Annotated in this window: 10 protein-coding genes; 1 reads left to right on the top strand and 9 read right to left on the bottom strand. The window is 37.1% G+C overall.

From position 1 onward, the window contains the following. The first annotated feature begins 18 nt into the window (after window positions 1-18). Entirely contained in the window at window positions 19-189 is a 171-nt protein-coding gene (locus K5G00_RS24725; protein ID WP_238769192.1) for a hypothetical protein, read from the top strand. A 360-nt stretch (window positions 190-549) separates the two neighbouring features. On the opposite strand, the gene K5G00_RS24720 is transcribed toward K5G00_RS24725, so the two are convergent. The 9 genes from K5G00_RS24720 to K5G00_RS24680 form a co-directional block, all read right to left on the bottom strand. Continuing rightward, window positions 550-2,016 (bottom strand): sulfatase family protein, encoded by a 1,467-nt coding sequence (locus K5G00_RS24720; RefSeq protein ID WP_238769191.1) that lies wholly within the window; start codon window positions 2,014-2,016, stop codon window positions 550-552. A gap of 114 nt (window positions 2,017-2,130) precedes the next feature. Then, window positions 2,131-3,654, bottom strand: coding sequence for a RagB/SusD family nutrient uptake outer membrane protein (locus K5G00_RS24715; RefSeq protein ID WP_238769190.1), 1,524 nt, complete (start codon window positions 3,652-3,654; stop codon window positions 2,131-2,133). 18 nt (window positions 3,655-3,672) lie between these two features. Beyond that, a complete protein-coding gene (locus K5G00_RS24710) occupies window positions 3,673-7,041 on the bottom strand; it encodes a SusC/RagA family TonB-linked outer membrane protein (RefSeq protein ID WP_238769189.1) in 3,369 nt (1,122 codons plus the stop codon). 165 nt (window positions 7,042-7,206) lie between these two features. Continuing rightward, window positions 7,207-8,190, bottom strand: coding sequence for a FecR family protein (locus K5G00_RS24705; protein ID WP_238769188.1), 984 nt, complete (start codon window positions 8,188-8,190; stop codon window positions 7,207-7,209). 63 nt (window positions 8,191-8,253) lie between these two features. Then, a complete protein-coding gene (locus K5G00_RS24700; protein ID WP_238769187.1) occupies window positions 8,254-8,829 on the bottom strand; it encodes an RNA polymerase sigma-70 factor in 576 nt (191 codons plus the stop codon). Window positions 8,830-9,671: 842 nt separating this feature from the next. Further along, entirely contained in the window at window positions 9,672-10,676 is a 1,005-nt protein-coding gene (locus K5G00_RS24695; protein ID WP_238769186.1) for an alpha-L-fucosidase, read from the bottom strand. Between the two features lie 34 nt (window positions 10,677-10,710). Next, on the bottom strand, window positions 10,711-11,676 hold the full coding sequence (locus tag K5G00_RS24690; protein WP_238769185.1) for a sugar phosphate isomerase/epimerase family protein: 966 nt from the start codon (window positions 11,674-11,676) through the stop codon (window positions 10,711-10,713). Window positions 11,677-11,700: 24 nt separating this feature from the next. Then, the gene (locus K5G00_RS24685) at window positions 11,701-13,071 is read right to left on the bottom strand and encodes an alpha-L-fucosidase (protein WP_238769184.1); all 1,371 of its coding nucleotides are present in this window, start codon (window positions 13,069-13,071) and stop codon (window positions 11,701-11,703) included. A gap of 91 nt (window positions 13,072-13,162) precedes the next feature. Further along, the coding region (locus K5G00_RS24680) for a hypothetical protein (RefSeq protein ID WP_238769183.1) at window positions 13,163-13,465 on the bottom strand (303 nt) is incomplete at its 5' end.

Here is a 13,465-nt window from a genome sequence, read left to right as displayed (position 1 = left end):
CGTGCTCTTTCGTACAGTATGTCGGAACTGTTGGCCGCTTCAAACGGCGCTGCCGGCGAAAGCAACGAGACTAAAGTATTGCGCGACAAGGCCTATACGCTGCTGGCCGAAAAGGCCCGGGTTATTCGCGATTATGGCCAGTATGTATTCTGGAAAAATGAAAACAAATTGAAAAGATACTATGCTTAGTAACTTGTAAAAGCCTCCCCTAACCCCTCCGAAAGAGGGGAACCAAAAGAAAATATTACGGGGTAAACCCCCTGTAAGTTTTTGTTTTTAAACGCCCCTATGGGATTTGACCTTCCACGGGGGCTTTTTTATCCTTCCCAATGACTTTTCACCCGTCACAATACAATTTTTTGTGTCCATAACGAAAAATGACCTGCCACAACGGAAATTTTCAGTCACATAATAGAAATTACCGCCTTCACAGCGGAATTTTATATGCTCACAATGGAAAATAAGCCCCTACAACGCAATTTTTTGTTCTCCCTGTGCGATTAAAGAAGATTCCTCGCGCTACCGCTCGATTAGGGGGAATTGCTTTTTTTAATGTATATTGATTGTTTTATGTGGAGACAAAACGACTTTTACATTATTATAATCGGCAATATGATAATCTTCCCTAAATTCTTTGCGTCCAAAATAACCAAATTTCTTCAGGTAAGAATTACGCTCCATAATTCTGTCTTCACCAATGCGTTGAAGTTCATTTATCAACTGTTGATCCAATTTTTTCTGAATATCTGCATATTCAGGTTGATTCACCAGATTATTCATTTGATAAGGATCTTTTTCATCATCAAAAAGCATGGATGCTCCTTGTGGTGTTTTTACATAAGTATATTTATTTGTACGAACAGCACGATACTCATCAATTTTATACATACTACCAAAAGGAACAGGATTCATGTACAATGCAACACGATTTGAATCCTTATCAGGTGATTTTATAATATGAGACAAATCATATCCTTCAATGGTCCCGGGAATGTCAATATTACTGAGAGATAAGATAGAAGGTAATATATCGGGCGTGGTAATAGCCGCTTCTGCAATTTTTCCCGCATTGTTATCAATGCCAGGATATGAAATCAAAAAAGGAACATTAGATGATTCAGAATATGCTGTATGTTTCATCCATGGATTAAAACCGTGAGCTCCCATCATTTCGCCATGGTCGGATGTGAATATAATAATGGAGTTATCAAATATTTCCAATTCTTTTACTTTTTCGATAATGTCACCAATGGCTTTATCAGTTGCTGTGCAATGAGCATAATATCCCTGCAACTCTTTTAGTGCACTTTCTCTTTTATCTTCGTTTACATTGGGTTCCAATTTTAATTTATCGGGTGAATATAAATCCATGTACTCTTTAGGAGCAGTATTATGGGGAAAATGTGGAGTGGCAATTGATACAAACAACAGAAATGGCTTTCCATTCTTTGAATGTTCTGTTAAATATTTTTGTGCTTCTCTTGAGATAGCATAGGGTGAATATTCGTCCCAGTATTTCATTTCCGAATCATCGTTCTCGTAATAGGGCATTTTGTTGTAATCGTGCGAGCATTCAAGTCCTTTCCAGAAATCAAAACCCTGACGTCTTTTCGGAATTACGTTATTGATGCGTCCATGTCCGTCGAGGTGCCATTTGCCAAGGTAGGCTGTTTGATATCCGGCATCTTTGAAAATTTCAGCCATGCATAATTCTTCGGATGGTAAATAAAGATCATTAATGAACATACCTGTTGATGTTGGATAGCGTCCTGTCATTAATGAGGCACGGTATGGAGTGCAAACGGGTAAAACTGAAACAGTATTCTTAAAGTTCAAAGCACAGGAAGCAAACTTGTCCAGCTGTGGAGTTTGAACAACATCATTTCCCATGTAGCCTAATGCGGAAGCCCGCCACTGATCAGTAAGAATGAAAATAACATTCGGGCGTTCAGTTTTTATTGCCTGAATTTGAAAACTTATAAATGTGCTTAGGATGAGGGTGAAGATTAATCGCATGTTGTTTATTTTTTATTAAAAACACTTCAAAACTATGTATAGCATAAACTTTTTTTGGAAAGTAAATTCAGTGAACTAGGTTTCCTGGCTCACTGAATATATAATTACGTTTTATTAATATCCCTGATTTTGAGTTAAGTTGGGATTTATCACCAGCTCATTACTTGGCAGAGGATAGAGCAACTCAGTTTCATCCAGTACAAAAGATTCTTCATCATATGGTAAAAAATCAGGAGGAGTTAGTGTTGGATTAGCCTTTTCTTTCATTCCAAATGCAGTCATAACTTCAACAGCTTTCCCGGTTCTTACCAAATCAAACCAGCGATGATTTTCAAAAGCGAGCTCTACTCTTCGTTCTTGTGCAATTGCAGTGCGAAATGCTTCCTGATTTGGTATATCGGTTGATGTTAGGGGACCTAAAGTTGCTCTTTCTCTTACCTCATTTAGTAAATCAAAAGGTAACCCGGTCTGATACGACTGCTCATTCAAAGACTCAGCAAGCATTAAAAGAACATCGGCATACCTGTAAATAGGCCAGTTGTCATTAGTTCTAGGAAAATCAGGATCTGTGTCGTGATCATATTTCTTTACATAATACAAGGGATCGGATGGCCTGTCAAAATAGGTTACAGATATATCTTTTCGAAGGTCGCCATCTTCATAAGCATCTATCATGTCTAAGGTTGGTATATTTTTACCATTGCCGTTTCCACTTTCCGGTCCTAATATTACTGTCCCACGTGAACCAACCGGAGCAAACTGATAGATAAAATTACTTGCTTCCCCCTCACTACCTTCTTTATACTGTGCTTCAAATATTGATTCTGCATGATTTTTATTTTCAGGATTAAAAATATCAGCATAATTATCAAGCAATTCAAATTGATTTGAATTTACTATGTCTTCAAGTTCAGTTTTGGCTTTATCAAAATCCTGCCTTGTCATATACACTTTTGCAAGCATGGTTTTGGCAGCCCATTTTGTAACCCTGCCTTTGTTGCCTGAATCATAACTTTCAGGCAATACTGATATCGCAAATTCTGTATCGCTGATTATTGCATTATAAACATCAGCAGCAGACGTTTGCGTTATTGAATACGCCTCGTCGGCTGTTGTAATAGGTTCCGTTAAAAGTGGAATATCTCCCCAGTAGCGAACAGCTACGAAATGAAAATATGCTCTAAAAAACCTAAGTTCGCCTTCCAATTGTTTAGCAACGTTTTGATCAATGTCGGCCTCTGACAGATAAGATAAAGTAACGTTTGCGTTTTTTATTCCAGTGTATAGCGTATTCCATGCATTTGAAAACAATGTTGAATTTGGAGTTACTCTAAACTGATCCATAAAACCCCATTCGTTACTTCCTCCCAAACCACCTTGATCCAAATGATTATCATACATTGTGTTATCAGATCTTCCTTCCTCCAGAAAATGAGCACTATTTATATAATCCTGCAAATCGGCATAAACCGCAATTGTTGCGTTTTGAAAGTCATCTTCCGTTTTAAAAAAGGTTCCTTCTGTTTCGTAATGCTCAGGAGTAACAGTTAAAAATTCTTCTGTACATGAGTTAAACACAAAAGTCAATGTGTAAATCAACCCAATAAATATGATTTTTTTTAATGAATAATATTTCATGATAATATATGGTTTAAATTAAAAAATTAAGTTGACCCCCAAGGTGACTGTCCGGTTAACAGGATAGGAATAATTATCAACACCCATTGATTGGGGATTGCTTCCACCATAGCTGCTAATCTGGGGATTCCATCCTGAATAACCAGTGATCTTGGCTACGTTCTGCACGCTTACATAGAATTTTGTACTGGAAATAAAATCTACTTTGTTAAGTAACGATTTAGGCAATGAATAAGCTAGTGTTACATTTTTTATCCATAAATGATCACCGTCTTCTATCCACAAATTGCTGGTTTTATGTTGGCCAGGATAATAACCTGCAGGAATTATTCCAACTCCGGGGTTTTCGGGAGACCTCCATCTTTCCAAAAAATCAGTACTTACATTCCACCTAACTTTTTCGTTATAAATAACTTCTTTCATTTGGGGTAAAATCTGATAGCCAAGGGCACCTGTAGCTAATACAGAAAGGCTAAAATTTTTGTAATTAAATGTATTGTTGAACCCAAAAGTAACTTTGGGATGAGGATTTCCAATTACATCTCTATCATTCCCGGTAATTGTTCCATCTCCATCTATGTCTTTATATATATATGCACCTAATTGTTTTGCACCGGGCCACCCAGCTAAATTTGGATCGTCTAATTGCTCTTGAGTATTAAAAATTCCTTCAATTACCCATCCGTATAAGGAACCAACAGGCGAACCGACTTGAGTAACATTATATGTACTTATGATCTTTCCAATTTGTTCCGGTATATATTCCACATTGTTCTTCAAGGTAGAAACGTTAAGGCTACTGTTCCATCTCAGGTTATTAAAATCGGCACTATAACTAACTTCAAAATCCCAGCCGGTATTTAGCATCTCGCCAACATTAGCCCTCGTTGAAGAAAAACCTGTTGCCCTTGGCAGAGACAAGTTAAACAACATATCTTCAGTTCTTTTATGAAAATAACTTGCATTAACAGTAAGTTTATCGTTAAACAGACCAAGGTTTACCCCTATGTCAAGTTGTGTGCTTGTTTCCCATTTAAGATCGCTGGCACCTAAAGAAGTCAATGCTTTGCCGGTAACAATATTATTGCCTAAAACGTAATTGTAATTATCAGAGAGGTTATTTAGATTGGGAATTGAAAGTACCCTTCCAAATCCGTCAAAGTCCCCGATTGCGGAGTTACCGGTTACGCCGTAGCTTGCTCTTAACTTCAATTCACTTAAAGGAGTATTTTGGGGAAAGAAATCTTCTTGTGAAATTCTCCAGCCAACTGATGCTGAAGGGAAATTTCCATATTTATTATCTTTCCCAAATTTTGAAGATCCTTCTCTTCTGAAATTTATTTCTAACATGTATCTGCTTTTGTAGTCATAACTTACCCGGAAAAACATGGCTGCCAAAGACCAATTGGTATAATCGTCAATGTTAGCATTTACTTCTGATGCTTCAAGATAATTGATGTTATTATCTGTAGGAAAATCTTTTCCCGTAATTTGAGAATACTTCCCGCTTTGTTTTTGCGCAGTGTAACCCGCCAGTAAGCTAAAGGAGTGATTTTTAAACATTTTATTAAAGGTTAGCAGGTTGTCAATCCCCCAGTTTAAAATATCATATTTAGAGTTTGATGCTGAATTAACATAGGGGGGTGCACCGGGAGAAAGATTTCCGGCATTACCAATTGCAAATTGCCCAATAGTTGTTGGTGTAAAATTATTTGTTTCGCTATTGTATAATCGTGAATACAATTGGGGCTTAAAATGTAAACCGGGAAGGATGGTTATATCCAAATTGATACTTGCATTTATATCTCTTGTTGTTGCAGTATTGCTTACTTCTTTTGCCTCAAATAATGGATTTGTATAACTAAAATATCCTTCTGAATCGGCAGATATATAGGGTCTTAGTTCTCCATTTTTATCATATGGGGACTGAAGAGGACTCGCTGTAACGGCCCTCATTAATATTCCTCTTTGTCCATCAGATGGAGCCTGGTTTCTTTCCGTGTATGATGCAGACAAACTGCTTCCAAATTTAATCCATTCGTTAATTGTTACATCCGTATTTGAACGAAGCGAATAACGTTTAAAATCAGTACTTGGAAGGATACCTTCCTGTTCAAGGTACCCACCATTCACGGCACCTCTGATTTTTTCATTTCCTGCGCGTAAAGTAAGGTTATAACTTTGAATAATGGCTTCTTTAAAAACTTCATCCTGCCAATCTGTACTTACAAAATCAGGATTGGCCAAGACATCGAGGTAAATTTGTGGAATTGCAGTAGATGTGCCATTCTTGGCATTTAAATCTTCAATATATTCTTTGTTGTATTGTGCATATTCCTGTGCATCCAGAACGGGCGTTCTCCATGCCTGAGGCAAAGCCTGTATCCCAACACTGGAATTAAATTCAATCTGGCTGGTGGACTCGGTTGCTTTCATTGTTTCAATCAAAACAACACCATTTGATCCCCTTGCCCCGTAAATTGAAGTCGAAGCAGCATCTTTTAAAACAGTAATCTTTTGTATGTCTGCAGGATTTAAACTAGTTGGCATTCCATTCCCTACCGGAACACCATCAATAATAATAAGTGGTTCGATTCCGGCATTTATTGAACTAATACCGCGAACTTTAAGGCTTGGGCTGGCACCTGGTGAACCGTTGTTGTCATTAACGGTAATGCCGGAAACTCTTCCCTGCAAAACCTGTCCTGAGTTTGTCAACGGTACTTCTTTAATGCCTTCCATATTTACTTCCGAAATAGAAGAGGTGACTTTTTTCTTACTTTGATAACCATACCCCACTGCAACAACTTCTTCAATACCAATAGCATTCTCTTCCAATGTTATATCAATCACTGTTTGTCCTTCAACAACTACTTCCAGTGTCCGCATTCCAACAAAAGAAAATTGCAGTGTTGCATCTTCAGGTATAGTTGAGAGTGAGTATTCACCACCGGCATCAGTTACTGTTCCCTGTGTTGTGCCTTTTACCACCACGGTTACGCCGGGCAAAGGAGATCCGGAAGAATCTGTAACTTTCCCTGAAACCGACTTCTGCTCCTGATCTGATTCTTGATTACTAAATCCCCCGTCATCAGATTTAATAGCAATGTAATTGTCGAAAACTTCATACTTCAACTGAAGCGGAGGAAGTACTTCATCCAGAATACTACGCACACTTTTTTGTTCAAATTCAATGTTGATGCGTTGTTTATTCTTTAAAACTTCACTTTGGTAAAAAAAACGGAAATTTGTATTTTCTTCCATTTTTTGCAGCAATTCTTCGATGGTAGTGTTTGTCATTTTCAGATCTAACTTAACCTGCCCCAGAGAGGGAAGGGCAAAAACCTGAATAATACTTATTAGGCATAGAAAGATTGTAATTCTCATAATCCTAAATCCTTTTTGCAACCCGCAGAGATTGCAACAATAATAAATCTTTTTCATAAATTTGAAGTGTTTACGATTAGTACTTATCTTCTGGCAGAAGACGTAATTGTAAATAAATTCCGGTCGGGAAATACTCGTAATATTTTCCGGCCATCTTTTTTAATCCTACATTGATTTCTTTTTTAAATGAATTATACTTGGTTTATGGTTAATAATTTCAAATGAATAATCTATTCCAGCTGTGTATTTTAATATGTTGAAAATCTGGTCAATGGGTTTGTTTTTCATAATGGTGCCTGTAAACTCGATCTGCTTAATTTCTTCATCATCAAAAATCACTGTTATGTTATACCAGCGTTCAAATTTTCGGACAATGTCTTCCAGTGTTTCATTTTTAAATACCAGATACCCATCTTTCCATGAAGTATAAAATTCCGTATCAGCTTTACTTAGAGAGATTGTTTTTTTTGTTAAATCAAACTTTGCATTTTCCCCCGGAGAAAGCTCAGAAACAAATTTTCCTTTCGGGCTTTGCAGGGATACTTTCCCTTTTATCAGTGTCACATTTACTTCATCATCGCTGTTATAGGCCTGAACATTAAAACTGGTTCCTTTAACGGCTACTGTTAATTCCGGGGTTTGAACGAAAAAGGGATTTTCCGGGTTGTGACTTACATCAAAGTAGGCTTCGCCGCTTAACTTTACATCCCGGGTTTTACCTTCAAATTTTTGAGGGTATGTTAGTTTAGAATTTGAGTTTAACCAAATATGCGTATTATCCGACAGATAAATTTCGGCGCTTTCTCCGTCCGGAATAATTATTTCGTTCCAGACTAATTCATTCGATTCTTTATTCCACAGAAAATATACAGATGTACTACCAATAAAAAATGCCAACACAAAAATGGCAGCATATTTTAACAGATACATTGGAATTACTCTTTTTTTACCCAATTTTTGAGTTTTACAAGATTTTTTTCCTGCATAATCTTCGTAGTTGGCAAATCCCGCCATTGCCCAAAGATTTTTTAAGGTTTCAAATTCTTGTTTGTTTTCTTCCGAGCTCTCAATCCAATTTAAAACCTCCTCAATTTCGGATTCTTTGCTTAGTTTATTTAAAGTGAATTTATGCAGTTTTTCCTTATTCATTCAAATGCTTTTATATGTATGTACTGAGAAAAGGAAAATACCCTATGACCTTTTTTATTTTTTTCAAAAAAATACCACAGGCAAATACTGTTTTAGCGCCGGTCGGAGAACTTTCAACGCTTTTGTAATACAAGCTTCCACCGTTTTAATTGAAATGTTAAGCTCATCTGCTATTTCACGATTTTTTTTATTTTCAAACCGGCTCATTTCAAAAATCCGTCTCGATTGTGGAGAGAGTTTTCCCAGGGTTTGCCTAAATATTGAATCAATCTCATTGAAAATAAGGGGGGAGGTATCTAAATGGGACAATGAATCCTGACTTAAATTTAGTTGTTTATGCTGCAACCTGCCGAGATGTTTTTGAGCTACCTTAAGGTGTTCAATCTTTTTTAAACATTGATTTTTAGTGAGTGTGAATAACCAGGAAGAGAGGTTCTTTACTTGATGAAATTTTTTATGTTCTTCCCAAATAACAGTAAATACATCTTGAACAACATCCCTCGCTATCTCCCGATTGTTCAAATAGTGAAAAGAAAAATGCAACAAACGTTCCTGATATACCTCAACAACATGCGCAAAAGCAAGCGAATCGCCAGTAGCCAGGTTTTGGATTAATTCTTTTTCAGTTAAGTTTAACAAGGTTTTATCAAATTTTCTGTTCAAACTTAATAGAAAAATCAATAAATTTTGAAAATCTTACATTACTTAACCCGCATTATTTGCATGAAATGAATAATTTGACTAAAAAATGATATTTTTAGAACATCACTGGTTTATGTCAGGGAGAATATCCGGATATAAAACAGGATGATTTGCAAATCAATCCGGGAGTTAAATAAATTTCCTACCGAATGGTTTTATCGCTGTATGACCAAAATACAGGAGAGCTGGAAACAATTATTTATGCCGGAATGGTGTTTTCTTTTATATAATTTGCTTGCATTATAACGTTCATTTGGAATATATGCTGTTTCCATTATTTTTTCAATCTCCCTAACAATCTCCGGATGATTCTCTGCTACATTACTCTTCTCTCCAATATCATTCTCAAGATTGTAGCGCAATAGCTCGCCACCCTTACCAAGACGATTTTTTTTCAGTTGGTAAGATAAACTGCCTGTTTATAGCTTACCCGATAATGGCCAAAGTCCTAGTAAAGACAACTAAGTTACCTTTTATACTTTCTTCCTATCAACGTATCAATAACAGATATTCCATCTATGTTTTTATTTAACTTTGCACCTGTCATTCTTAAAATAGCTTGACAGATTTATTTTCTATTCTGATAGTTTTTTGTGACGTTAATAAGGATGAATATTTATTGCCGGATGATGAAAACTTACGATGGTATTTTTGCAATTTTTAGCTATTTCAAAATAAATAGTTTACAATAATAGTTGTCGATTGTTTATTATACGTCTTGCATACACCATTTTTATTGTCTGTTCGGCTCATTATTTGAATCCTCAATACTGATTTTTTTACATTTTGATTAGTTTTCCAACTTTACGTAACGTCTTCACATCAATTTTTCTAATTTTTCCCATATGATCAGGACCAACATTAAGCGAGAAAATATTTCCGTATTTAACCGCACCAAGATAATCTTTATAAATTTTCTCAGCAGAATGGACCAGATTATCATGCGCAGGAAGAGAATAAAACCAATCAGCTCCACCCTCATGTTCCGGAAGGATTGGATAGGTAAATTCAGCCACAAAAAAGTTATCATAATTCGTATGTACGTGACTTTTATAACCTACGGTAGTTTCATCACCAATAACGCCTGGTTTTCCCCGTTCCCGAATGTTTAGCCTACCTGCCGTCTCTCCTGAATTAAAACCGACAAAACAGTCCGGCTGAAACTGATGCACCCAATCTACCGTTGCCTGATGACTCAGTCCTCCATCGCCAACGGCATGATCCATCCAGAAAAATTCAATGGCGCCATACATTGTACATAGCTCTTTTAGTTGAGCCTTTTTTATTTCCGGGTTTGTACCTTCCCCCGAGTTATGTCCTTTCCCATCAACGGCTCCAGGCCAATTCCAATCGCCTTCAGAAAAATATAAAGCAAGCTTCAGTCCGTATCTGTCGCATGATTTACGAAGTTTTGCCAGAACATCTACTCCCAGGGGGCTGTTTGTTACTTTCTTTTCGGTGGTTTTGGTATCCCATAGACAGAATCCATCGTGGTGTTTGGTTAAAAACAGAATGTAGCTCATTCCGGCATTCTTTGCTACTTTACACCATTGATCTGTATCAGCACCAGTTGCTTTGAAAAATGAGGGCTCTTTATCCAATGTAGGAGTCCATTCATTCCCTGAAAATGTACTGAATGACCAGCAGATAAACATTCCAAATTTCAAATTTTTAATTTCAGAAGCTCTTATCTCATCCTGAACTTTGTCTTTGCTTATAATTGTAGACCTGCTGACAAGTGAAGAAAAAATAAGTATTATCAAAAAAAGCCATCTTACTTTCATTATTTTAAATCTCAAATAATTTTCTCTGTAATTCTTATTCATACCATGTAAACGCATCTCTTACAGTCTCAAGACTTTTGGGAATGGCTTCCATAGGATCTGCATTTCCTTCGAATTCAATGGAAACATAGCCCTTGTAATTTACTTTTCTGAAAATTTCTGCCACTCGTGGATAATCAATATCCAGGGTGTACCATTTCCCTCCTCCCAAATAGGTTTTTGCCTGTACCAAAAACGTTTTGGGAGCCATCAATTCCAATTGTTCATATTGATTTTCGAGAAAATTACCGGTGTCGCTTGTTACCTGTAGCCAAGGAGAATTCACTGCATTTACTATTTTAAGAACTCCTTCCGCAGTGCGCCCCAGGCCCCAATGATTTTCAAGTCCTAAAACCACACCACATTTTTCTGCTGTTGGGATACATCGCTCAATAGCATCGATTACCCATTTAAAACCGTCGTCCTCGGTATATCCTTCTAATGTAGGCTCAATTCCTTTGTTAGCCATCAAATCATCAAAAGAGCCACTGGTTCCCCAACGCCCTGTATTCAAGCGCATTGTTGGAATACCTAGCTGATAGGCGAGTTCAATTTGATGAATTGTTTTTTGAATCTCAGCATTACGTTTCTCTTTTTCAGGAAAAATGAAGCCCTGGTGCGTAGAAAAACCCATTATATCCAGACCTGCATGAAATGCCTGTCGTTTCAACTTTTGCAAATAACTGTTTTCTTCTGACTGCATTTGCCTCAGTAAAAATTCAATTCCATCAAATCCCATGCGGGCAGCTTTTTCGATACAGTCTTCAATTGGCGCATTACTTTTGGGACCATTGAATTGCCAAAACGAATAGGTAGAAACACCAATTCTGTTTCTACGTGGCCTTACGTTCTTATTAATATTATTTTCACTGGATGAAACATGTGAAGTTGTCAGGCCCAAACCTAATGCAGTTAAAGTAGAATTTCGGATAAAATTCCTACGATTATTTGAATATTCCATTTTGTTTTATATTTAAGAATTTAATTAGTTTAAAATTAGCTCGATAACCGGAATTTCAACGTTCGGTTTTGCAACAGGAAGACTTAAGTCCAGATCTCCAGCTTCATGTACATCTCCACCACGGTTGTGTCCACGCGGTTCTGAAAAATGAATCTCCGATGCATCATGTAAAAACTGAACATATTTCACCTTCCCTTTATATCCGGGTAACCGAAGTTTCTGAAGCGGATAATCCAGCAAGTGAATATAGAGCCGATTGGTTTTTGGATTATAGGTGAGCAACGAGTTGGCAGGTGCTTCATATTCTTTCGGAGCCTCTGTACAGCCATAAATAGAACGACTATTATATTTCATCCATTCTCCCATTCCTTCCAATGCCATATCTGCTCTTTCGTCAAAAACTCCACGGGCGGTGGGACCAACATTTAATAAAAGATTCCCTCCTTTGCTTACTGATTCGATTAACAGTCCCAAAAGTTGTTTGTTATCTTTCCATGTATATTCATCCCGGTAATACCCCCATGATCCAGAGAACGTCTGACAGGTTTCCCATGGAATTCTCTTCCCGTCTATTTCAGGCCATTTATCCACTTTGTATTGCTCTGGTGTCATAAAATCCCAACCTCCTTCAACATCCTGCAAATCGGCCCTGTCATCTATAATTATTCCAGGTTGAAGCTCCCTGACCATTTTTATTAATTCAACGGAACCCCAGTCATCTCGGCCTTTCCCAAATTCGCCAGGAAAAGAAAAATCAAGCCAAAGAATATCTATTTTACCATAATTCGTTAGAATTTCACGAACCTGATTTTTCAAATATTCACGATAAACAGCCATGTCTCTCCCTTTATTTAATGCATCGTATTCTTCTTTGGTCCTGGCCCGTTGCGGGTGTACACGGTCAATAGTATAATCAGGATGATGCCAGTCTATGAGAGAATAATAAAACCCGATTCGAAGTCCTTCTGCCCTAAATGCTTCTACCCACTGTTTAATAATATCTTTATCATAGGGTGTATTTGTTACCTTGTAATCAGTATATTTTGAATCAAACATAGTGAAACCTTCATGGTGCTTCGAAGTAATTACGGCATACTTCATACCCGCAGCTTTTGCTTTTTTTGCCCATTCAGAAGGATTGAATAAATCCGGATTAAAAATTTCAAAATACTTCTGGTAATCTTCAGTTGTTATACGTTCACGATTTTTCACCCACTCGTGACGGGCAGCCTGAGCATACAAACCCCAGTGGATAAACATTCCAAAACGGGCATCCGTCCACCAGGCCAAGCGTTCTTTCTTTTGTTCGGGTGTTTCGTTCCAAATCTTTTTTTGCGAAAAGCCAGAATTTACGATTAAAATTCCGAGCAAAAATAGTATTGTCAATTTTTTCATCAGTTTTATTTATTAAGTTTCTAAGATAAGATTATATGATTTATTTTCCATTCATTTGATTATGCGCCAGTTATTGTGATTACCAAAATCACTATTTTTCTTTCACATAGTTAAGAGGTAAGTCATTAAAGGCACGGGCGAGTACCGCAATGTTCCGTTCATCTTCCTTTAAACTATCAACAGGATTTGAGAGATAATAATCAACTGGTTTCATCATTGGGCCAACAACTGGTTTGGTAAAACCATATAACCCAACATTCTCTTTGAGTGCGATAGGTACGATTTCCGCGGGGTTTTGTTTATTCCAATTGGCCAGACAGGTAATCAACTGTGTTTTGGTTCCGGTTAAATCACGCATTGCCGCAGTTCTTTTTATGTCTCCGGCTTCGTTCAT

The organism is Maribellus maritimus (genome assembly GCF_022267315.1).
GTDB classification, from domain to species: domain Bacteria; phylum Bacteroidota; class Bacteroidia; order Bacteroidales; family Prolixibacteraceae; genus Draconibacterium; species Draconibacterium maritimum.
Note: the sequence above shows the minus strand (reverse complement) of the source record. Positions and strands in the feature narration are given on the sequence as shown.